Origin of the sequence: Pleurocapsa minor HA4230-MV1, assembly GCA_019359095.1 — a bacterium.
GTDB lineage: Bacteria > Cyanobacteriota > Cyanobacteriia > Cyanobacteriales > Xenococcaceae > Waterburya > Waterburya minor.
The window spans coordinates 368,294-391,237 of sequence record JAHHHZ010000013.1; the positions used below are offsets into that span (position 1 = coordinate 368,294).

The 22,944-nt window shown below is 39.7% G+C and carries 21 protein-coding genes; 13 read left to right on the plus strand and 8 right to left on the minus strand.

Annotated elements, in window-relative coordinates; translation table 11 throughout:
- Window positions 1-157 precede the first annotated feature (157 nt).
- The 9 genes from KME09_06565 (at window position 158) to KME09_06605 (ending at window position 9,077) form a co-directional block, all read left to right on the plus strand.
- Complete coding sequence (locus KME09_06565; GenBank protein MBW4533585.1) at window positions 158-1,555, plus strand: glycoside hydrolase 100 family protein; 1,398 nt, start codon at window positions 158-160, stop codon at window positions 1,553-1,555.
- A 498-nt stretch (window positions 1,556-2,053) separates the two neighbouring features.
- Window positions 2,054-2,584 carry an NYN domain-containing protein gene (locus tag KME09_06570; GenBank protein ID MBW4533586.1) on the plus strand — a complete coding sequence of 177 codons (531 nt, stop codon included), beginning with the start codon at window positions 2,054-2,056 and terminating at the stop codon, window positions 2,582-2,584.
- Window positions 2,585-2,804: 220 nt separating this feature from the next.
- Window positions 2,805-3,998: an agmatinase gene (speB, locus tag KME09_06575; GenBank protein MBW4533587.1), complete on the plus strand. Its 1,194-nt coding sequence runs from the start codon at window positions 2,805-2,807 to the stop codon at window positions 3,996-3,998.
- 40 nt (window positions 3,999-4,038) lie between these two features.
- Window positions 4,039-4,812, plus strand: a complete 774-nt coding sequence (locus KME09_06580; GenBank protein ID MBW4533588.1) for a class I SAM-dependent methyltransferase — start codon at window positions 4,039-4,041, stop codon at window positions 4,810-4,812.
- Window positions 4,813-4,858: 46 nt separating this feature from the next.
- Window positions 4,859-5,230, plus strand: a complete 372-nt coding sequence (gene hypA, locus KME09_06585; GenBank protein ID MBW4533589.1) for a hydrogenase maturation nickel metallochaperone HypA — start codon at window positions 4,859-4,861, stop codon at window positions 5,228-5,230.
- Window positions 5,231-5,365: 135 nt separating this feature from the next.
- Window positions 5,366-6,058: a hydrogenase nickel incorporation protein HypB gene (gene hypB, locus KME09_06590; protein ID MBW4533590.1), complete on the plus strand. Its 693-nt coding sequence runs from the start codon at window positions 5,366-5,368 to the stop codon at window positions 6,056-6,058.
- A gap of 149 nt (window positions 6,059-6,207) precedes the next feature.
- Complete coding sequence (locus KME09_06595; GenBank protein ID MBW4533591.1) at window positions 6,208-7,257, plus strand: ABC transporter substrate-binding protein; 1,050 nt, start codon at window positions 6,208-6,210, stop codon at window positions 7,255-7,257.
- A 15-nt stretch (window positions 7,258-7,272) separates the two neighbouring features.
- Window positions 7,273-8,124, plus strand: a complete 852-nt coding sequence (locus KME09_06600) for an ABC transporter permease (GenBank protein ID MBW4533592.1) — start codon at window positions 7,273-7,275, stop codon at window positions 8,122-8,124.
- Window positions 8,125-8,303: 179 nt separating this feature from the next.
- The gene (locus tag KME09_06605; protein ID MBW4533593.1) at window positions 8,304-9,077 is read left to right on the plus strand and encodes an ABC transporter ATP-binding protein; all 774 of its coding nucleotides are present in this window, start codon (window positions 8,304-8,306) and stop codon (window positions 9,075-9,077) included.
- A 23-nt stretch (window positions 9,078-9,100) separates the two neighbouring features.
- Here the strand turns inward: KME09_06605 and KME09_06610 are convergent, their stop codons facing one another.
- Both KME09_06610 and KME09_06615 read right to left on the minus strand, forming a co-directional pair.
- A complete protein-coding gene (locus KME09_06610) occupies window positions 9,101-9,943 on the minus strand; it encodes a GNAT family N-acetyltransferase (GenBank protein ID MBW4533594.1) in 843 nt (280 codons plus the stop codon).
- Between the two features lie 93 nt (window positions 9,944-10,036).
- Window positions 10,037-10,516 (minus strand): CRR6 family NdhI maturation factor, encoded by a 480-nt coding sequence (locus KME09_06615; protein MBW4533595.1) that lies wholly within the window; start codon window positions 10,514-10,516, stop codon window positions 10,037-10,039.
- A 298-nt stretch (window positions 10,517-10,814) separates the two neighbouring features.
- Here KME09_06615 and KME09_06620 point away from each other — a divergent pair, with 298 nt between their 5' ends.
- Entirely contained in the window at window positions 10,815-11,261 is a 447-nt protein-coding gene (locus tag KME09_06620) for a transcriptional repressor (GenBank protein MBW4533596.1), read from the plus strand.
- A 362-nt stretch (window positions 11,262-11,623) separates the two neighbouring features.
- The gene (sir, locus tag KME09_06625; GenBank protein ID MBW4533597.1) at window positions 11,624-13,576 is read left to right on the plus strand and encodes a sulfite reductase, ferredoxin dependent; all 1,953 of its coding nucleotides are present in this window, start codon (window positions 11,624-11,626) and stop codon (window positions 13,574-13,576) included.
- Between the two features lie 124 nt (window positions 13,577-13,700).
- Here sir and KME09_06630 read toward each other — a convergent pair whose 3' ends face one another.
- The 3 genes from KME09_06630 to KME09_06640 form a co-directional block, all read right to left on the minus strand.
- Window positions 13,701-14,291: a PAP/fibrillin family protein gene (locus KME09_06630; GenBank protein ID MBW4533598.1), complete on the minus strand. Its 591-nt coding sequence runs from the start codon at window positions 14,289-14,291 to the stop codon at window positions 13,701-13,703.
- Window positions 14,292-14,471: 180 nt separating this feature from the next.
- Window positions 14,472-15,242 (minus strand): hypothetical protein, encoded by a 771-nt coding sequence (locus KME09_06635; protein ID MBW4533599.1) that lies wholly within the window; start codon window positions 15,240-15,242, stop codon window positions 14,472-14,474.
- Between the two features lie 106 nt (window positions 15,243-15,348).
- A complete protein-coding gene (locus tag KME09_06640; GenBank protein MBW4533600.1) occupies window positions 15,349-16,125 on the minus strand; it encodes an RNA polymerase sigma factor SigF in 777 nt (258 codons plus the stop codon).
- Between the two features lie 503 nt (window positions 16,126-16,628).
- Between KME09_06640 and KME09_06645 the strand changes: the two genes are divergently transcribed.
- Complete coding sequence (locus KME09_06645) at window positions 16,629-17,627, plus strand: sodium-dependent bicarbonate transport family permease (protein ID MBW4533601.1); 999 nt, start codon at window positions 16,629-16,631, stop codon at window positions 17,625-17,627.
- A gap of 37 nt (window positions 17,628-17,664) precedes the next feature.
- Here KME09_06645 and KME09_06650 read toward each other — a convergent pair whose 3' ends face one another.
- On the minus strand, window positions 17,665-18,756 hold the full coding sequence (locus tag KME09_06650) for a M14 family metallopeptidase (GenBank protein MBW4533602.1): 1,092 nt from the start codon (window positions 18,754-18,756) through the stop codon (window positions 17,665-17,667).
- Window positions 18,757-18,852: 96 nt separating this feature from the next.
- Window positions 18,853-19,539, minus strand: coding sequence for a RibD family protein (locus KME09_06655; GenBank protein ID MBW4533603.1), 687 nt, complete (start codon window positions 19,537-19,539; stop codon window positions 18,853-18,855).
- Between the two features lie 118 nt (window positions 19,540-19,657).
- On the opposite strand from KME09_06655, the gene KME09_06660 reads away from it, so the two are divergent.
- Window positions 19,658-21,748, plus strand: a complete 2,091-nt coding sequence (locus KME09_06660; protein MBW4533604.1) for a cache domain-containing protein — start codon at window positions 19,658-19,660, stop codon at window positions 21,746-21,748.
- Between the two features lie 16 nt (window positions 21,749-21,764).
- Here the strand turns inward: KME09_06660 and queA are convergent, their stop codons facing one another.
- The gene (gene queA / locus KME09_06665) at window positions 21,765-22,847 is read right to left on the minus strand and encodes a tRNA preQ1(34) S-adenosylmethionine ribosyltransferase-isomerase QueA (protein MBW4533605.1); all 1,083 of its coding nucleotides are present in this window, start codon (window positions 22,845-22,847) and stop codon (window positions 21,765-21,767) included.
- Window positions 22,848-22,944: the final 97 nt, after the last annotated feature.

Below are 22,944 nucleotides of genomic sequence, written 5' to 3' on the forward strand. Positions count from 1 at the left end.
TGTTTTTAGCCAAAGCAATCAAATATCAAGATACGATCACAAAAGCGTCAATACTCACGGTCTATATATTCTTCAAGATAGATTTCTATTTCTTGAACTTAATTTGGCTGAGTAATCTGCAAACTACAACATAATTTAGTTGAAGAATTTTCTGCTTATGATCCTAATAGCCAAAGAAACTATTGAACAACAAGCAAATCGGCTCTTAGAAAAGTCGATCATTTACTATCAACAAAAAGCCGTAGGGGCAGTAGCAGCAGCCGACTCTGAACGAGAAGCTTTAAACTACGACCAGTGCTTTATTCGTGATTTTATTCCTGCTGCCTTGGTATTTCTCATTCAGGGTAAAACAGATATTGTCTACAACTTCCTAATTGAAACCGTCGGCTTGCAAAAGAAAAAAAGAAGAGTGGACTGTTATCAGCCTCCTATAGGTCTAATGCCCGCTAGTTTTAAGGTGGAGTCCCTGGAGGATGAACAATATCTTCATGCGGATTTTGGGGATAAAGCGATCGGTCGCGTTACGCCGATAGATTCCTGTCTCTGGTGGATTATTCTGCTCCGCGCCTATACTAAAGCAACTGGCGATTGGGAGCTAGCTCAAAGCGACAATTTTCAGGAAGCTTTAGCGTTTATTTTAGAGATCTGTTTAGGCCCACAGTTTGAGATGACCCCGACTCTGCTTGTACCCGATGGTGCCTGCATGATCGATCGCCCAATGGGATTAAGCGGACATCCCCTAGAAATTCAGTCGTTGTTTTATATTGCGCTGCGGGCTGCTCGTGAAATGCTGGTCAAAAATACCGATGGTGAAATTCTGGTAGATAAAATTAATAACCGTTTAGGCAGCTTGGTATATCATCTACGAGACTATTACTGGCTAGATTTAACCAAGCTTAATCAGATTCATCGCTATCAGTCCGAACAGTTTGGGGAATCGGTCGTCAACAAGTTTAATATTTATCCTGAATCGATCCCCGACTGGTTAACAGAATGGATCCCCGATCGAGGAGGTTATCTAGCAGGCAATTTGGGGCCAGGAAAAATGGACTTTCGGTTTTTTTCCTTGGGTAACTTAGTCGCCATCATGGGTTCATTAACTACGGCAAGACAATCTGCCGATATCCTCAATCTCATTGAAAATCGCTGGTCAGATTTGGTTGGTAAGATGCCAATAAAACTCTGTTACCCAGCAATTTCTGGACTGGAATGGAGAATAATTACTGGTTGCGATCCCAAAAATACTCCTTGGTCTTATCATAATGGCGGTAGTTGGCCAGTCTTGTTGTGGACGATGATGGCAGCCTGTCAAAAAATGGGACGAGAAGACTTAGCGGACAGGGCAATGGCGATCGCCGAGTTACGACTTTCACAGGATGATTGGCCCGAATATTATGATGGGAAAAATGCTCGTTTAATTGGCAAATCGTCCCGTAAATTTCAAACTTGGACGATCGCTGGCTGGTTACTCGCCAAGTTACTCAGAGAGAATCCCCGTTATCTGGATTTGGTTTGTTTTGAAGCAGATACTGAAGCGATCGCCTGTACAATTTAATATTAGTTCTAATTTACTAGTTGAATAGATTATTATCTTTGATGTCCAAAGATAACTGTCATTAACATAATCAAAAAACTATATTTCTCTAATTGCTTAAAAAATTAGCGATCGCTCTTTAGCAGAAGGTCAGACTACTATTTTTAATCCGATCTGCTCAATATATCTCGCTCAATTAACCACAAATTCACTTTTTATTTATTCGACAGATAGGAGAATTTGTAAAAAAATCTTAATGGAGCAAATTAAATTGTTACTGAGGTTTTTTTTGTCCTAAACTGGAATAGATATGAAATATACCTAAACTAAATTTTATTTGGGCTTACCCCCTCTATAAATTGTTGTTTATCGTCCGAACTCTATTAAATAATATTTGGTCGTAGCCGTAACTGCGGGTCTATTCATTAAATTGTTATGGCGTAATCCCTGTCATTACAGCGGATCGTGCTGTCAACTTTTGCAATTATATATATTTAAGCCTTTATAGGAAAAAATTATATGGAGTCTCATAATCAGTACGTAAGAGATCGCTTGTCGATATTTGTAGACGGCAACAATATGTTCTATGCTCAGCAGAAAAATGGCTGGTTTTTTGATCCCAGAAGAGTATTAGAGTATTTCACTAAAGATCCCACGGTGGTGATGATCAATGCTTTTTGGTATACAGGATTAAAAGATGCTCAAGATCAAAGAGGCTTTCGAGATGCGCTGATTAGCTTAGGCTATACCGTTAGAACCAAGATCCTCAAGGAATATTATGATGATGCTTCTGGTCGCTATTCCCAAAAGGCTAATTTAGATATTGAGATTGTCGTAGATATGTTTAACACTGTTGAGCAATACGATCGCGTAATCTTGTTTAGTGGGGATGGAGACTTTGAGCGGGCAATTGAACTATTGCGCTCTAAAAACACTCATATTACCGTAGTTTCTACCGAGGGCATGATCGCCAGAGAACTACGTAACGCTACAGACCGCTATATAGATCTGAACGATGTTCGTGGTCATATAGAGAAAAGCGATTTCTAGATTGATTAACAATGATTAATTCAATCATGATTATTTTTGTAGATATTCGCGATCGCTTACAAATAAAATTTAATTAAATAACCTCTACCATTAATACTATTAATATCAATAAACTCGTTGCTAAAGTTCATTTGAGGATTTAACACTTGAAATACAGTGTTGAACATATCAGACTTTTTGCATTGGCAATAAATTTTCAGAGGAGTAATTTAGTAATTTAATGAGCGAACAATCACCATTTCAACCACCAAATAGCGATGACAATGAATATAGTAGTGAAGCAGAACAAGCTTTAGCCAAAGAGCGTCAGTTACCCCTAACAGGCTGGCAGCAGGAAGTAGATAAAGGCTTAGATTATGGTTTAGAAGCAGCATCAAGTATTAAAGATCGAACTATTCCTACTTTTTCGAGGGGAGAATTACCTCACTACGCAGGGATTAATACTTTTTTAAAAGCACCCTATTTAGAAGATGTCAAACAGGTAGGCAATTACGATGTAGCAATTATTGGCGTTCCCCACGATTCGGGAACTACCTATCGTCCTGGTACTCGTTTTGGCCCTCAAGGTATTCGTAAAATCTCTGCTCTTTATACGCCATATAACTTTGAACTAGGAGTTGATTTACGCGAACAGATTACTCTTTGTGATGTGGGAGATATCTTTACCATTCCTGCCAACAATGAAAAATCTTTCGATCAGATTTCTAAAGGTGTGGCTCATGTTTTTAGTTCTGGTGCATTTCCCATCGTCTTAGGTGGCGATCATTCCATTGGCTTTCCCACGGTTAGAGCTGTTTGTCGTCATTTGGGGGATAAAAAAGTTGGCATTATTCACTTTGATCGTCATGTAGATACTCAAGAAACAGATTTAGACGAAAGAATGCACACCTGTCCTTGGTTTCATGCGACCAATATGGCAAATGCTCCCGCAGAAAATTTGGTGCAATTGGGTATTGGTGGTTGGCAAGTACCGCGACCAGGAGTAAAGGTATGTCGAGAAAGAGCGACTAATATTTTGACCGTAACTGATATTACGGAAATGGGTTTAGATGCAGCAGCCGACTTTGCGATCGCCAAAGCAACAGACGGTACAGATTGCGTCTGGATTAGTTTTGATATCGATTGCATTGATGCGGGATTTGTTCCAGGGACAGGCTGGCCAGAACCAGGGGGTCTATTACCTCGTGAGGCGCTACATTTACTCAAAAGAATTGTGCAAAATACTACAGTATGTGGTATTGAAGTAGTCGAAGTTTCTCCACCCTATGACGTTAGCGATATGACGGCACTTATGGCCACTCGCGTTATCTGCGACACCATGGCACATTTGGTAGTTTCAGGACAGTTACCCAGAAGCGAAAAACCATCCTACATTCATGAAGAAGCACAGCAAGTAGATGAACCTTGGCAATAGCAATGAGTCCTAAAGGATTAGCTTCGCGTCACAATGAACAATGAGCAATAACAATAAGCAACTGTATCAACTAAATCCTCAAAGTCGATTTAGCGATCGCGCTCAGGATTATGCTAAATATCGTCCTAGTTATCCATCTGAGGCGATTGATTGCATTTTAGCGGGACTAGACACATCTGGAATAGCTGCTGATATTGGCGCTGGAACGGGTATTTCTTCGAGATTGCTAGCCGATAGGGGAGTTAAAGTAATTGCCATTGAACCTAATGCAGCAATGAAACAAGCAGCCGAGTCACATCCTTTAGTTGAATTTGGCGATGGGAATGCTGAGGCGACAAAATTATCTGACAACTCAGTAGATTTGGTTACTTGTTTTCAATCTTTTCACTGGTTTAATCCCGAACCAGTGTTACAAGAATTTGCCCGTATTCTCAAGCCAAAAGGAGTATTAGCCGTAGTCTGGAATAATCGCGATCGTGAAGATAATTTTACTCGTGAATACAGTCATTTAATTCAAGTTGCTTCTAACAATCAATCTGAATTGCGTTATGGCACTCAAAGATTTCTTCACGAGCCAGAATTATTTGCTCCTGTTCGTCATGAAATTTTTCCCTATTACCAAGGATTAAATCGTGAAGCTTTAATTGGTAGAGCGATGAGTACTTCTTATATTCCCAAACAAGGAGAAATAGCAACTAAATTTATTCAAGATTTAGAGCAATTATACGAGCAACACAAAAATAGTAATGGCTTGGTTTATTTAAAATATAACACCAGTATTTATCTAACTTTTTTGTTAGTCAGTACAACTTAAAATCAACTAAAAATCTTTAAGTACAGACTCGTAAGTATCATCAGCTATGCATGAAACAGACATGACCAAAGCTTTGATTTTGACCGTGAAAGATTGGTATGAATCACAATCAGAAGCGATCGAGCTGCAAAAAATACATTTAATTGTTGGTCAATTTACCTGTGTCGAACCTCTGGGTTTGCAGTTTGCTTTTGAAGTTCAAACCCGCAATACTTTTTTAGAAGGAGTAGAACTGGCGATTAAAGATATTCCTTTGATCGCTTTTTGTCATAGCTGCCAACAAGAATATAAACCTGAAATTGGACTGCAATATAGTTGTCCTGATTGTCAGTCACCAATGGAAGATATTCGCTCTGGACGTGAATTAAAAATCGATCGCCTTGAATATTCTTCTATAACTAAAAATTGTAAGGGCTAACGGCGACGCGACTTAAGGAGCTAATCTCCAACTAAGCGACTTGTCCTAAAGGATACTGCTCCGCATATGCCGCTTAGTTCGGTAGACAAGTCCTTTAGGGCGTTCGCCCCTACTAATAACTAACAACTGAAAAAAATGCATCAAACATTCGACGCTGCAATTGAACTAAATTTACTCCACGCTAACCAAGAAGGCGCAGATCACAACCGCGAACATTTTGACAAGTGGGGAATTACCTGTCTTAACATTATGAGTAGTCCAGGAGCAGGAAAAACTGTTCTTTTGGAACAAACCTTAAAAGCTTTAAAAGATAAGTTAAACATTGCCGTGATTGAAGGCGATATGACCACTGAACTGGATGCCGATCGCCTTCGTAAATATAATGTTCCTGTAATTCCCATTAATACGGGACGTTCCTGTCATTTAGATTCCAAAATGGTGGCAGGTGGCATTCATACCTTAGAGCATCAATATAATCCGAACGAGCTTGATTTAGTGTTAGTTGAAAACGTGGGTAACTTAGTTTGTCCTGCCGAATTTGAAGTAGGGGAACACGCTAAAGTTGCCTTATTAAGCGTTACTGAGGGAGAAGATAAGCCTTTAAAATATCCTGTGATGTTTCAGCAGGCAGATTGCCTGTTAATTACCAAAACCGATCTAGCACCCTATTTAGATATCGATCTTGAGCGGATTAAAGCCAATGTACGGCAGATGAATCCCCAAGTAATAATTATTCCTATTTCTGCCAAGACAGGTGAAGGATTAGAAATTTGGCTAGATTGGTTGCGATCGCGGAGCGTAGGCGCGACGCGGAGGACGCGGAGCTAATCCTTTAGGACTAGTCCTTTAGGGGAGCCTAATCGCAAACACACAAAGCAAAAGATTTAACTGTTAATTGAGCAAATTAAATTTAGTTTTTAATAGCGATCGCACTGGTAAGCTATTCTCTAACCTAACGTGATTACTTTACTCAATTTATGCTAAAAATTCGTTCATTTTTCACTTATTTGCTTATTTTTGTCCTCAGTGCAACTGTTGTTGTTGGTTGTAATCCAGCTACTTCGATTAAAACAACCACTGATACCGATTCTCCTACTTCTACTAGCGAGGCTGCCTTCACTTTGGGCTATAGTGCCTGGCCTGGTTGGTTTCCTTGGCAAGTTGCACAAGCAGAAGGAATTTTTAAAGCAAACAGTGCTTCGGTCGAGCTTAAATGGTTTGACGGTTATTTAGAATCACTCAGTGCTTTAACCACAGGACAAATTGAGGCGAACAGTCAAACCTTAAACGATACGATTAGTAGTGTCTCAGGCGGTACAGATCTGGCGATAGTTTTAGTTAATGACAACTCCACTGGTAACGACAAAATAATTGTGAGTGAAGAAATTAATAGTGTTGCCGATCTAAAAGGGAAAAAAATTGCTGCTGAAGAAGGCACAGTCGACCATTATTTATTATTACTCGGGCTTGAAAAAGAAGGTTTATCCGCAGCAGATATTGAGTTTGTCCCCTTAGAAACAGGTCAAGCAGCTACAGCCTTTGTTGGTGGTCAAGTTGATGCCGTTGCTGTATTTGCTCCTTTTACCACTCAAGCCCTAAAACGACCTGGCAGCAAAGAATTATTTAGTTCCAAAGACTTTCCTGGCGCAATTTCCGATCATTTAGTATTTTCTCGTCAGTTTATTGCAGAAAATCCCGAACAGGTGCAAGCTACAGTCAATTCTTGGTTTGCCACCCTCGATCGTATCGAGCAAAATAAAGCATCAGCTAATAAAATCATGGCAAAACGGGCAAATGTAACCATCGCCGAATATGAAGATTATGCCGATGGTACAACCATCTTTTCAGTGCAAGATAATCTTAAAGCTTTTAAACCAGGGCAAGATGTCACCTCGTTACAATTTTCAGCCCAGAAAATTAGCGATTTTTTAGTCAAATCTGGTTTAGCCCAACAAGCTCCAGATCTGAGTAATCTATTTGACGATCGCTTTGTCAAAGCCTATGCAGCCAAACAGCCAAGTTCTTAATTAAACAATTGAACTATGAATCACCATGATAACCAGCGATCGATTCAATCGTTGATCAAGCCTAAAACTATACGCCCAACGGTTTTTTGGCGACTGGCAGAAGATATTCCTCAACCCCTAAATACTTCTCTAATTATTACTTCAATCGCTTTGCCGCTAGTTGTCTGGTGGTTGGTAACGACATTCGGCAATATAGACCCCAAGTTTTTACCCTCTCCCGCCCAAGTCTGGTCTGCCTTTATCCGTTTATCGAGTACGGGAGAACTGCTTAAAGACACTGTAGCTAGTTTATGGCGAGTCGGCGTGGGCTTTTTTCTAGCATTAATCTTAGCGATTCCGATTGGCGTGCTGATGGGCAGTTTTGCGAGTATCCGCGCTCTCTTGGAACCTCTCTTCGGCTTGATGCGCTATATGCCTGCTCCAGCTTTTATTCCTCTGTTGATTCTATATCTGGGTATCGGTGAAGAACCAAAAATTATGCTGATTTTTATTGGTGTATTTTTCTTTAACTCGCTGATGGTGATGGATACAGTTAAGTTTGTCCCTAAAGAATTAATTGAAGCTACCTATATGTTGGGTGGCGATCGCTGGTCAGTCTTAAAACAAGTAATTTTGCCTTATGTTCTCCCTGGAATTATCGATGCCTGCCGAATTAATTTAGCAGCAGCTTGGCAACTGGTAATTGTCTCAGAATTAATTGCTGCCAATGAAGGATTGGGTCGTCGGATTAGCGTTGCTGGCAGATTTTTAAAAACCGATGAAATTTTTGTCGGCCTAATTGTTATTGGTATTATCGGACTTATTTTCGATTTACTCTTTCAATATTTTTTAAGGGTGAGTTGTCGGTGGGCAAGTCAGAAACGATAAAAACTTTAGCAAGAGAAAGTAAACATGAAATCGCTTAATAAACTAAACAGTGATTGATGTGAGTTTTGATCTTGTTGAGTAATTTCAGTCTAGATCTTAAAAGTGTGTTTAATCGCACAGTACATAGTTGAGTAATTGATAACTATATTAAAAACGTCTATTTAAAGTTATACCTAACTATGTTTTTGGAAATTAATCACCTCAACAAACATTTTCCAACTAAAAGCGGTACTTTAGTGGTGCTTAAAGAAATCAATATGGCGATCGCCGAAGGTGAATTTATCTGTGTGGTAGGTGCATCGGGTTCGGGTAAATCTACGTTGTTGCGTCAAATTGCTGGCTTGGATAGTCCTACCAGTGGCGAAGTAAAAATCGACGGTCAGTGTGTTACTGCACCAGGGCCTGATCGCGGTATGGTTTTCCAGCATTACACCCTCTATCCTTGGATGAACGTACAGGAAAACACCGAATTCGGACTCAAGTTACAAGGTGTCCCCCAAAAGCAACGCCGAGAACAAGCCAGTTACTATTTAAACGTCGTTGGTTTAACTGAATTTGCCCGTTTATTACCCAAAGAATTATCGGGTGGGATGAAACAACGAGTTGCGATCGCTCGTGCTTTAGCTTCTGAACCAAAGGTACTGCTGATGGATGAACCTTTTGCAGCCTTAGATGTTCATACTAAAGAGTCAATGCATGAGTTTATGATCGATCTGTGGCAGCGTACTGGTTTGACTGTGTTTATGATTACCCATGATGTCGAAGAAGCTGTTTTTCTCTCCAATCGCATTTACGCTTTGAGTTCGCGCCCTGGTACTGTGCGCAAAGAGATGTTAATTAAATTGCCAGAACGGACACAAATGGTCAAACGACACTCTCTGTTCCACGATTATCGCGATGAATTAATGTCTCTGCTACGTCAACACGGACAAGAATTAGCAGCAGTTGCCTAATCAATATCAAAATAGCGCTATTTTCAATCAGCAAAACTATAGTTGCTGATGTCTTCCATCGGGAGATAGCCAATTTTACGATAGATATGATTAGAAGCGGGATTAGCTAAATTAGTGAATAAAAAACAGTATTTATATTGATTGAGCAATTTTTGGCTTATTACAGCTACACAAGAAGTTGCATATCCCCTCCCTCTATGCTCTGGTGGCGTATATACTGCATTTACTTTAATTCCATTAGGTGTTGTGCCTCCATATGCTGCCATCGATACAGTTTTTCGATCCTGCCAAACGTATAAGCTTTGTTTTTTTAAATTTCGGTCAAACCATAACTGGCTATCCGACTTCGGTTCACTGTCTCCCAAAGCCTCTATTACAAATGCCTGTATCCAATCTGTTAGCAAATGGCGATCGCTTTCTTTGGCTAACCTTATTTGACCTGTTGCATTAGTTATCCGTTGCACCTGGTTTAACTGATGCACTCGCATGGCAACATTTAATTTAGATAATTGTCCTGTTAAATTGTGCCAAGTATCGACAAATGTTTTAGCTTCAGCTTTTGAAGCAATTACTCCAGGCAAAGATTGAGGATTGGTTGCAAGATCTTGGGCAATTAGTTTAATTGCTTGCGAGTTACTGGGTTTTGCCAAAATTAAATTACGCGGTGGAGTTTGTATCGCTGTAGCTACTATGGATCGATCCTGTTCGACAACAACCATATAAGGTTGATTTGCACTATTGGCCTCACCACCAACTAAACCTTTGTTCATACCCAAAATTAAGCAGTTAGCTGCCTCATGCTGAAGCAAATAATTTTTTACTCTCTGATAGTACTGAGGCGCATCATAAAACTTAGTTAACTTCATCTTTATAATTTAACAGCTATAAATTTTGCTCTAGCTCATAGCTGGTTTCCGTTTCCTTTTTCCCTGTTTCAACCAGGAAAACTTGGCAAGACTCTAATTACCATCTTGAATCATGTCAAAAAACACATTATCTAACTCGTAACCAAATAACTGTGCCATCGATTTTAAACGCGATCGCTCTGGAATTCCCTGTTCTTGTAACCAGTCAGACAAAACAAAGATTTTATTCATCACAAAAATCTCTAACGCCTCTGGATTAAACATAATGCCTTCGCTACGATTAAATTGATGAGGCACAAGCATCGCCGTGTAGCGTGCTAATTCTCCCGCTTTCCAATCTAGAAGAAACGGTAGCCAAGGATAGGTGGCATCTAAGCGAACATACCAGAGTCTGATTTCAGGAATCTCTGATAGCTCACGAGGATCATTTTCTGCTTGCTCAAAATCGAGCGCAAACTGTAGTTGCTGTTCATAGTCGGCAATTTTTGCCAACCAGGGGGCAAGTTGTTTTTTTACTACTGATAAATCTAAAGAGGCGATCGCTTGATGATCTAGGGTTAATTTTATAGTCACAAGTAATATTACAAAAATAGATAAATTTTTTATTTAAGCTCAAATTATCCAAGTCAACACGAGCCAAAGGTTAAAGCGCTCGATCGAGAAAGCAGAATATTCTTATTAAGGCGGGCTACTGTTTACTTTACCAAAAAAAGCTTTTAGCTTATGCGCAATTACTTAAGTAAATAGCTAATAGCTAAGAGCTAATAGCCAGGGCGAAGCCCTTTACTAGTTTTTGTGATAGACATTTAGTTTAAATTTAAGTTAAAGTGGTAATGACTATGTATAGTTTTAAATTAAGTTAGCCTCCCATATGAAAACGACTGAGGCAAGTCCCAAACCCATTAAATCTTTAGAAGATGCTCTAGCTCGTTGTCAAGAATTAGGTATGCGAGTTAGTCGTCAGCGCCGCTATGTTTTAGAACTGCTGTGGAAAAATGAAAATCATCTTTCCGCTAGAGAGATTTATGATCTGCTCAACCAAGAGGGCAAAGAAATCGGTCATACTTCGGTGTATCAGAACCTAGAGGCATTGTCAGCAGGAGGCGTAATCGAGTGTCTAGAACGCTCGGACGGCAGGCTGTATGGCAATATTAGCGATTCTCATAGCCACATTAACTGTTTAGATACCAACCAAATTATCGATTTACAAATTGAGTTACCCGAATCAATCATCAAGCAGATTGAAGAACAGACGGGAGTTTCAATTGTAGATTATCGGATTGACTTTTTTGGTTACAAAAATTCGCCAAAAGCCTAGGATAAAATTCTTTAGAGATCTTTTATCTTCATCTCTACCTGCTGTGGGATCGGCTTCTCTTCGCTCATCTCATCGGTAGACAAGAAGATAATTTTTGTAAGCATAGACATGGAGCAACTTGTATTGTTTGTTACCAAGATGCGAGAATGTTACTTCTTAGTCGGCAGGTAAATTGGTTCAAAAAAACCGCCAGAAGGCTTTGAGCTTAAGTAGCTCTTGTCAAAAATCAGGGTTCATTCATTGATATGTCTTAACACATTATTTCGATACGATAGGCGATCGCAAACGCTAAGATAAAAAAGAACCTTTAAACCCCAAACAGCAAAACTTAAACAATTCTCCTGGTATTTATTGATAAGAATATGGTTCAGACTCCAATTGAAAAAAAAGTTGAAAAAAAAGTATCCAAAGTTGAAAAAATAAAAGAGCGCAGTAACTTTCTTCGCGAACCTCTTTTGAGTGAACTAAAACAAGATACCACCCACTTTACCGAGGATGCGATTCAAATCCTAAAATTCCACGGCTCTTACCAGCAAGATAACCGCGATAATCGAGTCAGTGGTCAAGAAAAAGACTATCAAATGATGCTGCGTACTCGTAGCCCAGGGGGATTTATTCCACCAGAATTATTTTTGGCTTTAGATCGTCTTGCCGAAGAGTATGGCAATCATACCCTGCGAATCACAACTCGTCAGGGGTTTCAGATTCACGGAATTCTGAAGCAAAACATGAAAACGGTAATTAAGACGATTCTCAACAACATGGGTTCAACCCTGAGTGCTTGTGGAGATGTTAACCGCAACATCATGTCTCCTCCTGCGCCGTTTAAGAATAAGCCTGAATACCAATATGCTTTTAAATACGCCAATAATATTGCCGATCTATTAAATCCTCAAAGTGGCGCTTATTACGAGATCTGGCTAGATGGGGAAAAAGCGGTTAGTGTCGAGGAAGCTCCTGAAGTAAAGGCTGCTAGACAAAGTAAAGGCAGAGGGATGATTATTGAAAACAGCCTCGAACCAATCTATGGCGAGCAATTTTTACCCCGTAAGTTCAAAATCTGCGTTACTGTACCTGGGGACAACTCTGTTGATGTCTACACCCACGATATTAGTCTGGTGGTAATGAGTAATAAAAAAGGTGAGTTACAGGGATTTAATGTGCTTGCTGGGGGTGGTTTAGGACGTACTCATAATAAAGAAGAAACCTTTGCACGGATTTCTGATGAAATTGGCTATGTAGATAAGGCTGATGTTTACGATTTAGTTAAAGCAATTGTTGCTACTCAACGAGATTATGGCGATCGCACTAACCGCCGTCATTCGCGCATGAAATACTTGATTCACGATTGGGGAGTTGAGAAATTCAAAGCCAAAGTCGAGTCCTATTTCGGCAAAGAACTAAAGCCTTATAAAAAGCTCCCAGCCTGGCAATATCAAGACTTTTTAGGTTGGTATGAGCAAGGAGATGGTAACTGGTTCTTCGGCATCGGGGTGGAAAACGGCCGAGTTAAAGATGAGGGTGCTTTTCAATTAAAAACTGCTCTAAGAGAGATTGTGCAGCAGTTAAACCTACCCATGCGCTTATCTCCCAACCACAATATCATCCTCTGTGAAATTGCTCCAGAGCAGAAAGCAACCGTCGAGAATATTCTCAATAATCGGGGCATAATTACCGATCCCCAGGCGATCGAACCCTTAACTCGCTATTCTATGGCTTGTCCTGCCTTACCTACCTGTGGACTAGCGGTTACGGAATCGGAAAGAGCTTTACCAGGAATTACCGATCGAATCAGGACATTATTGAATAAACTAGGAATGGTAGACGAACACTTCGTGATGCGGATGACTGGGTGTCCCAACGGCTGCGCTCGTCCCTACATGGCAGAACTAGGTTTTGTCGGCAGCGCACCAGAGAAATACCAAATCTGGCTGGGAGGCACACCCAACCAAACTCAGCTAGCCCAACCTTATGAGCAGAAAATGTCCGTAGATGAGCTAGAAACCTTCTTTGAGCCTATATTTGTCTTCTTCAAGCAGGGTCGCAAATCTAAGGAAAGCTTTGGTTCATTCTGTAGTCGCGTCGGATTCGCTGCCATTCGTAATTTTGCTGAAAACTACACCCTAGGAAGCTATATGGATATGGATACAGATACTACCACTCAACCCAAATTTCGCAAAAATCAGCGTCGTGTTAGCGTTCCCGATCACCTTTTTCCTCGCTTGAAAGAAATTGCTGAAAAGGAAGGTCGACCTATGAATCAAATTATTGCTGATGCTTTAAGCGATTACTTTAGCAAAAGTAAAGAAGCATAATTAAGATCACTGTCTTAAATCAAATAACTTGCTGGGCTGCTACTTAGCAGCCTTTTATTCTATCTAGAGCATTTCTTAGTTCACTAAGAAACATTTTTTACTCCCTTCTGTTTCTTCACTTAAATTAAAAAGTCTCTTTGGTTAAGACAAAAACGTTACCTTCATTGCCTCGACTAATGCGCATATCCCGATCTAAATAGGTAATTTCCAACCAGCCTTGTTGTTCACCGCGCTCAATTTTAAAGTCGATGGGCAAAAATTTCTTACCCGACTCGATCTGTTGAATCAGTTTGGCAGGAGTTTTATAGCTAAACAACCTTTGTAAACCAATAATCGAGCGTTCAAAAATAACATTAACTCGGCGATCTGAAACTGGGTCAAAACTAGCAGCGACGCTAACCAAACCTTCTAACATCGGTAAGCCGATAATCTCAGCAATATTATATACCTTGGCTTCTGATACTCGAATGCATTGATAGATTTGACCTAGCTTAAACAGGGGAAAGCGATCTAAACCAAGAATCCCCTTGCTGGTGGTATAGAGCAAACGCCAGTCACCATTGAGTAAATCCTTAGCCTCTAAAGGCTTCTGTGTCGGATTAGTATCTTCTAGCTGTTGAATTGCCGAGAGAACTCTGGCATTATCAATTTCGGTTGCCAGCAAACCACGATTTTTACCCGCGATCGCCTCTAATAATTCTGCTTTTTTACTCATAATCTTTTAACTCAGATCAACAATTTTAATCCAGCTACTTATATTTTATCGACTTATTCGGCTGAATATTTTTTAACAGAAAAAACGATCGCAGCTATATTTTAATTTTGGCGATCGTTTAAACTTTTTTTAGTTATTGACTAATATTTAATTATTTAATTGTTTTTGACTCTATTAGCTTTACTTTAAAGAAATAGCAGTTCCCCAATCGTAACTTGGTGTTGTAGGTAAAGAACTAAGGTTATTATCATTAGTCAAATCTTCACCAATAGTTTTCGCTACTTCAATTCCTGATTGCTCTAGAATGACTTTGGGGCTAGAGTAACGATTGCGATCGATTCTTTTGATCAATACTTGACCATTAGATAAATATTGTCCTACTTCGACATAGCGACTGGTCTCTTCATCTGGTGCTTTAACAATTAGCCTTATTTTCCCCTTGGCTTCATACAGCCCTGAAATCACGACATTATTTGCTATAGTTGGTTCAATGATTTCTAGTGGGGCTGAAATTGGATTAGTATCGTTACTATCTCCTTGATTCTGTAAGTTACTTGTGTAGTTATCACGATTTGCGCTTGGCTGCTTCGCCACCTCTTTTTTAGGCTGCTTCGCTTCTTCTTTAATTTTAATTCGAGGATTAAGAGCTACAACGGAAAAAGGATCATTTCTACCACGAATAATACTTCTAACTCTAACTTCAGGATCTGTTGCAGGAATTAAGCCAGCAATTTCTGGTAAAGATTCTTTCTCTGACTGTTCTAGTTCTAAATCAGCAAAATCTTCTTCTGCCTGTAGTTGAGCTTTAGTAGTATCAGTCTCTACAGGATTTGATTTAGGAGTATTTTCTTCTAGCACTTTTTGAGAATCAGCCATACTAGAGAAAAAAGAACAGCTTTGAGTTGTCAAAGCCAAAGTTCCGATTAATGTCAACAATACAACTTTATTCATAATAATAATCATTAAGTATCTATTAAGATTACCCAATTTAATCTATAAGCAAAAGATTGAGACTCTAAGATAACAGTTGACTTGAAGATCAGCCAGAGAGTACAAACTATATTTTTTCTGATGCCATTGATTTTTTTAGTAAATTTAATCCCTTTTTAAGCTGACGCGAGACTGTCACGACACTAATATTTAACATTTGTGCGGTTTCTTTTTGAGTTAGATCGTGTAAAAAAACAAACTCTAAAACATCTCTCGTACGCTCTTCTAACTCTTCCAAAGCTTGCTGCAAACGTACTCGATCTTCGTAGACTAGATGGAAACTACGATGCTTAGGATCGGAAACTAAATCGCAAAGGCTAGTCTGATTATCTAAATCATTATTGACAGAGATATCTAAGCTTAGTGGCTTACGATTTTGATAGGCTAGTTGAATATCTTGCCATTCTTTAATAGATACTTCTAAATGTTTAGCAATATCTAAATTAGTAGGTTGTCGATGATACTCTTCTCGAAAACTATGCACAAAAGTAACTGATTTTTGCTTTAGTTCTAACCAGCGACGCGGAATTCTTAAGGTAGTACTTTTATCCCGAAGATAGTGCTGAATTTCTCCTCTAATATAGGGAATAGCAAAAGAACTAAAAGCATTGCCTTTCTCAACATCAAAACGCTCAATTGCTCTAATTAAACCAATTGAACCAACTTGTAATAAATCTTCAAAGCTTTCATTACATTGATTCACCCAATGATAAGACTCTTTTTTTACTAGACCAAAGTTTAACTCCACGATTTTATTTCTTACTTTGGTACTATGCTCTTTTTGATATTCTTGAAATAGATATAAACTATCTAATTTGATATTTTTGTCAATGCAAGCTGCCATTAAATTTAGTCCCTAAATAGAGATAATTTATTATCTAAAAATTAATAATCTACTTGATATAAATTAGTTTATTTCAGAAACAATTACAGCTTATTATTCACAGGACTTATTAAACAACAGCATTTATACTATTTTAATTTAATGAATTTTCAAAAAATACCAGATTTACACTTAGTCATCTAAGTAAATATTTTAGCCAATGAGTATTATTACTAATAATAGTTACCAATACTAATGAATATTTAATTTTGTTTAAGTAAAATCTCGATTAAAATCAGTTTCAGGTAAAGATTAAAGATTAAATTGTTAGCACTAGTTAATGCGTAATGGTTTAAATAGAAAATTGTTGGGTCTTGAATCTTAAATATTTCAGTAGCAAGGATAAAGCCTTCTTCTACCACTATCCAAAACCTAAAGCAAAAATAAAAAATTTTACTTTTCTTCCGTTTTAAATTAGCTAATTGATTGCAAAGTTAAATTAGATTGTAACTGTAAGTTAAAACATGGACTCTAGTTTAATTCTCTCTAATATCTTAAATCCGCCTGTCTTATTCTTCTTCATTGGTCTGATGGCGGTTTTTCTCAAGTCCGATTTAGATATCCCCCATCCCTTACCCAAACTATTTTCACTTTATTTACTGTTTGCGATCGGATTTAAAGGAGGGCATGAAATTCATGAAAGCGGAATTAATAGTGAAATTGCCATTACCCTTTTGACTGCAATATTTTTGGCTGCTGTGGTGCCGATTTATTCTTTCTTTATTCTCAGGCTCAAATTAGATGTCTATAATGCAGCAGCGATCGCTGCTACCTATGGTTCAATTAGTGCGGTAACTTTTGTAACGGCTAGTTCTTTTCTTGAGCAACAAGTACCTCCCGTTGCCTATGGAGGACATATGGTGGCAGCTTTAGCCTTAATGGAATCTCCTGCGATCATTGTAGGTCTAATTTTAGCTAGGTTGTTTGCTCACTCTTCAGGGGACAATCAAGATCATGAAGCAGTAAAAGAATTTTCTTGGTCAGAAGTGTTACGGGAAGCCTTTCTCAATGGTTCAGTTTTTTTACTATTGGGTAGCCTCTTGGTGGGGATGATTACTAGTGAAAATGGCTGGGAAAGACTGGAAGTTTTTACTGGTGATATATTCTACGGTATGCTGACTTTCTTTTTGTTAGACATGGGAATAGTAGCAGCAAAAAGAATAGACGATTTAAAAAAAAGCGGTTCGTTTATAATTGGATTTTCAGTTTTCATGCCTGTCATTAATGCTCTCATTGGTATTTTTCTGGCCAAAATAATTGGCATGTCTCCAGGCAATGCGCTTCTATTTTCCGTATTGTGCGCTAGCGCCTCCTATATTGCTGTTCCTGCTGCAATGCGAATGACCATACCAGAAGCCAATCCTAGTCTATATATTTCCATGGCTTTGGCATTAACCTTCCCCTTTAATATTATTGTTGGTATTCCCATCTATTTAACAATAATCAATCGTATTTGGGGCTAAAACAAGGCAAAGAAGTAAGTAGATAGAGTATTTAGCTTTATAGCGATCGCAATCCGCTCAATAACTCCTCTTGAGCGGTAAATGCGAGGTTACAAACTGATTGTTGCCATTGAGGGAGAACGCCATAAAAGGCATCCAACATATTTTGTTTAATTTCGACTGCTTGTCTTGTATCTAAATCACCATGAGTATGTAACCAATGATCGGCTCTTAGAGCATGAAATACTTCAGTTTCGTATATTGTGCCAAATTCATAAGCAGCAGCAATGCAGTTAGAGGTTGCTAATTTAGCTTGCAAGGCAGCAATCAAAGTTCCTTGAGGAGAATAGACAGCCACAGACTCAGCAGAACCTGTCACAACTAATTTATCCCCCCAAATTTCCGAGGCTAAATTGTATTTGGCTTCAGAATTAACCGGCAGACTCATTAGCTGCCCTGTAGCGTGTTGTCCTAAACCCGTATGATAATCCAGTAGACCGACTGCTTGTTTGTCGAGGAGATAGCGATCGCTAATTTGATTAAATACTCGATTTGACCAGCTAGGAACTTCCCCGCCATAAAAAGGTGCATACCAGTATTGATATTGCCCTTTAGCTAAGTCGGCTACCGCTGATGGTTTGTTGGCTAAATACTCAGTGATTTGGTCTAAAGTTTCCATCTGAGTTTCTACCGTCCAATTTTCGGGGACAATTACATTTGCTAAATCAGCATAAAAAGTATTTGTGGGTAATGGTTGCTGAAAATCAAGAAAATTGCGGTTAAGATCGACTCCATCTTCATTGACTCGTCTTAAATGACTCATCCCATAAGGATTTAAGCCATGAATCATCACAATAGCAACATTGCTATCTGCTTGGAGATGCCACCCTGTTCTAATTGAACCGACTTGAATTCCTGAACCGCAATATCCTTCTACTCCATGAGTTCCAGAGATTAAAAGTAATACTTTTTTAGCAGCAAGATCGCCAAACCAAGCCAGATCTAAATATAGCTTTTCCCCTGCTATGCCTCTTAGGGGATGCTGCCAAGATTTGATTAAGGTGGCTTGTCCTGAAGCAGCAGTGAGAAAATTGTGACGAGCCTTAGAGTATTTTGAATTAAAACGAATAGGATGAGCTTCGGATTGCATACTTAAAATGGTTACTGGTTAAGTGGAATATGGTGGGCAAAATCAACTGATTAATAAAGCATTTTTAGATCTAAATCTTGCCCACCCTACTGTTGGTTACTGATTACTGATTACTAAGTAATGTAGAAATAATTCTTGTTCTATGTACTTGACTTCTAGTAGCTGGAGTTTTTTGCCTTGAGAATGGATAAATCCTTTTCCCGCCACAGGAGTCGGGGCAGACTGACCGCCAAAAATTATGGGACAAACGGTTAACCACAGTTCATCGATTAAATTTTCTGCTAATAATGATGCTACTAGTTCCCCGCCACCCAAGATAGCCAGCTTGTTTAAATCTAATTCGGCTAGCTGCTGAAAAGTCCTTGTCCAATTAATGATCGAGTTATTTTCTGGAGCAATTAAAATACGCTCAAATTCTGTTCTGCTTTGCCATTTGCCATCATTACCAGGAAGAGTGATCAACCATCGCGGGATGGGTTGTTGAAAAAAGCGCCATTGAGAATCCAAATTCCCTGATGCAGAGACGACGATTTGTACAGGTTGAGGTGATTGCGATCGCGCTTTTCTCTCTTGCAACAGCAGCGGATTAGAAACCGACATGGTACTACCATAAGCTCTTAATGTACCTGCCCCAAACAAAACTGCATCTGCTAAAGATACCTGTTGTTCGAGGTGAGTGCGATCGTTAATAGAACCAAAACGGGCAGCCGAACTCTGATAGTCGGCAATTTTGCCATCGGCAGTCATCGCTAGAATAACAGTGGTATGTAATCGATTTTTCATCAATCAAGTTAGAATTGTTACTTCCTCAGAAAATGGATCTGGCAAATGGTGTTGGAGTGGATATCATTAAAATACAACAGTAGAGATCTAGTTTAAGCGTGAGGCTAAGTCTTTTCTTATGGCACCTAGTCAATCTTCTTTTCGACGAATTTTACTCTCGCGCATTCTGTTAGTCAGTGTTCCCGTCTTGCTAATTGGCGTATATGTCACTTATAGAAAGGCTCGTTCGGCTTTTTTGGAGACTGCTAGACAGAATTTAACCGAAAGTGCCGTGAGAAAGGGAGAAACAATTCAACATTCGATTGAAGCTTTACAAAATAACCTGGCGAGTGCCAGCGATGCAGCAATTGCTCGCTCAGATATTTTAAATGGAGAGTTACTAATTGCTCAACTAGAAGAAGTCTTGCCAATAGGCATTCTCTGCGCTCAGATTACCGATCTCGAAACTAATGCTATCACTTCTTCTACCTGTAAAGAGCCAGTTGAGCTAGAAAATAATACCTGGAAGAAAAAACAGCGAGTTTTTACCACTGCGTCTCAAGTGGATGTCAAATTACTTTCCTCTACCGCATCTTTGTTACGAAATTCTGCCGAAGCCAGTGAAAATCCTTCAGGTCGTCAATTAAAATTGTGGTTGACTGCCCCTATCTACGATCGCCAAGGTAATCTGCGCTACGCCTTAAGTATCAAGTCTGCTATTCTTGCTCAAGAAATCGTTGAGCCAGGTTCATTAGAAGGCTATCCCGTAGTAATCGATCAAGACGGCACAATTCTCGCCCATCCTTTTGAACAGCGAGTGGGACGCAACGTCAAGCAAATGTCCGATGCTCAAAGGTTGACGGAATTAATGCAAAATGCGATCGCCAATAAGCCAGATTTTCTGCATTTATTTTATTTGGAGACTGATGGAGTCGAATTAGTTACTGGATATAGTTCTATTCCTTCTCCTATTACCAGCAATAAAGGAGAAAAATGGATTATTCTCGCGGTCAGTCCCCTAGATGCTGCCTTAGAACCCCTCAAGGACATTCAGCAAGCTCTTGTGGGCATGACTTTAGGTTTGATCGCTGCCTGTTCTCTGGCTACGCTCTATTTGTCCCGTGAATTGGCTCGTCCTTTAGAACAAATTAGAGATTATTCCTTGAAGGATCAACACCTAAATTCTCATGTCGATCGCCTGCCAGAAAATTTTAAAATCCGCGAATTTAATCAGCTTTCTCTCTCCCTCAATGATATGGTGGGTCGCTTAAGGGCTTGGGGAGATGAAATTATTACGGCTTGGAAGCAAGCCCAGACAGCTAACCAGTTGAAAAGCGAATTTTTAGCCACCACTTCTCACGAGCTGAGAACTCCTCTAAATGGCATCATTAACTGTATTCGGGTAGTTCAAGACGGTTATTGCGATAGCAAAGAAGAAGAACGAGAATTTCTTCAGCAGGCAGACGATGCAGCAATTCATCTTTTAGGAATTATTAATGATGTACTGGATATCTCCAAGATTGAGGCGGGAAAACTTTCGCTCAGGATTGAACCCGTTAATTTAAATAGAGTGCTGAATGAAGTAGTCGATCTCCATCTGGTTTCTATCCAGCAGAAAAACTTGCATTTAAAAATGCCAGTTTGGGGAAAAAAACTTTATGTCCTGGCAGATGCTGCAAAACTCAAGCAGGTGCTAATTAACATAGTTAGTAATGCGGTTAAATTCACTGATTTTGGTACAATCACGATTACAATTACGACTCAACTACTGACAAGCGATCGAGAATTTGATAATTATCAATATTCTCTGGCTTCAAAAGCAGACTACCAGAGAGATATTGAAGCTTCAAGCGATAATATTGCCCTGGCTGCAAAAGCACAAATTACTGAAGAATATAATTCGCCAAATTCTTCTACAAATTCTTCTACAGCCGATAGTTATCCCGAAACACAGCAGCAAGAGCCAAATCAATACGTTGTAGTTAAAATCGAAGATACAGGCATCGGGATTGACCCCAGCCAACAGCATAAACTCTTTAATCCCTTTGTCATGGTCGATGGTTCAACCACCAGAAAGTTTGGTGGGACAGGTCTTGGGTTAGCCATTTCGCGTAATCTGATGGATTTAATGCAGGGTACGATCTCCTTAGAAAGTCCTGGAATAGGTCAAGGTACTGCTGTTTCAATTTCGATTCCGCTAACAGAAATTATAGTGAGCAATGAACAGTGATGATTATCTTTTGTAATCACCTGGCTTGAGGCAAAATTAGCATGGCATCGCCAAAGGAATAAAAACGATATTCAAGAGCGATCGCTTGTTGGTAAAGACTCAACAACTGCTCTCGACCAATCATGGCACTCACCAGCATTAACAAGCTAGAACCTGGTAAATGAAAATTAGTGATTAAGCCATCTACTACTTGCCACTGATAGCCTGGATAGATAAACAAATTAGTCTTACCGCGAAAAGGCTCGATCGAGTCTGATTTGGCTTCTCTAGCTGCTCCTTCTAAGGCTCTGGTGGCAGTTGTCCCCACGGCAATGACTCGACCTCCTCTGGCTTTCGTGGCTTTAATCTTGGCTACGGTTTCTGCACTGACTTCAATCCATTCTTGGTGCATGGCATGATTCTTAATTTGCTCTGTTTCTACAGGACGAAAAGTGCCAATTCCCACATGAAGCGTAATTTGAGTCTGTTCAATCCCCTGGCGCTCTAGTTGAGCTAATAATTCGGGGGTAAAGTGTAAACCTGCGGTGGGTGCTGCGATCGCTCCTGGTTGATTGGCATATACAGTCTGATATCGCTCGTCAGGAGCATCACTATCCGTAATATAGGGGGGCAAAGGAAGCTGTCCATAATCATCCAATAGCTGCCAGAGAGACTGACCTGGAGCTAGCTCAAACTGCAAGATTCTCCCCCCTGTGGCTTCATCTTTGCCGATCACTGTAGCCTGGAGTGGATTATTGTTTGAGTCGGGATTACCCAGAGCATCAAAGTTGATGGTTGCTCCAATCGTAAAACGCTTGCCAGGTTTGACTAGAGCCAGCCAACAGTTAGACGCTCGCTCTTCAATCAGCAAAATTTCTAGCTGAGAACCCGTAGTTTTATGACCATAAAGACGAGCAGGAATAACGCGGGTATTGTTCAGGACGAGCAAGTCACCTGGTTTTAACCAATTGGGCAAGTCCCGAAAAGTTGAGTGGGTAGGCTCTCGCCGTGAATTTACGATCAGTAGACGAGAGCTATCTCGCGGCTCGGCAGGAGACTGGGCTATCAGCTCTTGAGGCAATTGGTAAGTGTAGCTAGAAAGCAAAAAATCTTGATCCATCCTAAGTTATAAGTTCAATTTACACGATCGTATTTGGGTAATATCCCCTATAGCAAATTTAAAAGATCGGGTGCTTTTCCCCAAGCGCGATCGACAC

What these genes read in the sequence shown, in the direction of transcription:
- KME09_06620 (MBW4533596.1), top strand. Translation starts at nt 10,815, where the DNA reads ATGAAAACGACTGAGGCAAGTCCCAAACCCATTAAATCTTTAGAAGAT.
- KME09_06565 (MBW4533585.1), top strand. Translation starts at nt 158, where the DNA reads ATGATCCTAATAGCCAAAGAAACTATTGAACAACAAGCAAATCGGCTC.
- KME09_06650 (MBW4533602.1), bottom strand. Translation starts at nt 18,756, where the DNA reads ATGCAATCCGAAGCTCATCCTATTCGTTTTAATTCAAAATACTCTAAG.
- KME09_06635 (MBW4533599.1), bottom strand. Translation starts at nt 15,242, where the DNA reads ATGAATAAAGTTGTATTGTTGACATTAATCGGAACTTTGGCTTTGACA.
- KME09_06660 (MBW4533604.1), top strand. Translation starts at nt 19,658, where the DNA reads ATGGCACCTAGTCAATCTTCTTTTCGACGAATTTTACTCTCGCGCATT.
- KME09_06600 (MBW4533592.1), top strand. Translation starts at nt 7,273, where the DNA reads ATGAATCACCATGATAACCAGCGATCGATTCAATCGTTGATCAAGCCT.
- hypA (MBW4533589.1), top strand. Translation starts at nt 4,859, where the DNA reads ATGCATGAAACAGACATGACCAAAGCTTTGATTTTGACCGTGAAAGAT.
- KME09_06630 (MBW4533598.1), bottom strand. Translation starts at nt 14,291, where the DNA reads ATGAGTAAAAAAGCAGAATTATTAGAGGCGATCGCGGGTAAAAATCGT.
- KME09_06605 (MBW4533593.1), top strand. Translation starts at nt 8,304, where the DNA reads ATGTTTTTGGAAATTAATCACCTCAACAAACATTTTCCAACTAAAAGC.
- sir (MBW4533597.1), top strand. Translation starts at nt 11,624, where the DNA reads ATGGTTCAGACTCCAATTGAAAAAAAAGTTGAAAAAAAAGTATCCAAA.
- speB (MBW4533587.1), top strand. Translation starts at nt 2,805, where the DNA reads ATGAGCGAACAATCACCATTTCAACCACCAAATAGCGATGACAATGAA.
- KME09_06580 (MBW4533588.1), top strand. Translation starts at nt 4,039, where the DNA reads ATGAGCAATAACAATAAGCAACTGTATCAACTAAATCCTCAAAGTCGA.
- KME09_06570 (MBW4533586.1), top strand. Translation starts at nt 2,054, where the DNA reads ATGGAGTCTCATAATCAGTACGTAAGAGATCGCTTGTCGATATTTGTA.
- KME09_06640 (MBW4533600.1), bottom strand. Translation starts at nt 16,125, where the DNA reads ATGGCAGCTTGCATTGACAAAAATATCAAATTAGATAGTTTATATCTA.
- KME09_06655 (MBW4533603.1), bottom strand. Translation starts at nt 19,539, where the DNA reads ATGAAAAATCGATTACATACCACTGTTATTCTAGCGATGACTGCCGAT.
- KME09_06595 (MBW4533591.1), top strand. Translation starts at nt 6,208, where the DNA reads ATGCTAAAAATTCGTTCATTTTTCACTTATTTGCTTATTTTTGTCCTC.
- KME09_06610 (MBW4533594.1), bottom strand. Translation starts at nt 9,943, where the DNA reads ATGAAGTTAACTAAGTTTTATGATGCGCCTCAGTACTATCAGAGAGTA.
- KME09_06645 (MBW4533601.1), top strand. Translation starts at nt 16,629, where the DNA reads ATGGACTCTAGTTTAATTCTCTCTAATATCTTAAATCCGCCTGTCTTA.
- hypB (MBW4533590.1), top strand. Translation starts at nt 5,366, where the DNA reads ATGCATCAAACATTCGACGCTGCAATTGAACTAAATTTACTCCACGCT.
- queA (MBW4533605.1), bottom strand. Translation starts at nt 22,847, where the DNA reads ATGGATCAAGATTTTTTGCTTTCTAGCTACACTTACCAATTGCCTCAA.